1 protein-coding gene is annotated in these 275 nt (G+C 66.5%); it reads right to left on the reverse strand.

Annotated elements, in window-relative coordinates:
* Positions 1 to 75: 75 nt before the first annotated feature.
* Positions 76 to 275 (reverse strand): hypothetical protein (locus tag SB753_RS37085; protein WP_410805128.1); only part of this gene is annotated, 200 nt, incomplete at its 5' end.

Raw genomic sequence — 275 nt, forward strand, 5'->3', positions numbered from 1 at the left:
AGCTCGAGATCGACACCCTCGACCAGCAGCTCGACCAGCGGCTGCGGCGTGCCGCCCGTCATCCGATCGCGCCGGTCACGGGGTGACGAGCCAGGTTCGCCAGGGCGTTTCCGGAGAGATGTGCGCGGCGACGGCGTCGAGCATCCCCGCGAGTTTCTCCCACCGCGGCTGTGCACCGAAGTAGTCGTGCAGTTCGGTGACGAAGGCCTGTGCGCGGTCCAGTTGATCGTGTTGCAGGTACCACGCGAAGACGCCCTCGAAGAGGCTGAGCTTCT

The sequence above is a fragment of the Paraburkholderia sp. SIMBA_053 genome (genome assembly GCF_046534895.1).
Lineage (GTDB): Bacteria > Pseudomonadota > Gammaproteobacteria > Burkholderiales > Burkholderiaceae > Paraburkholderia > Paraburkholderia caledonica.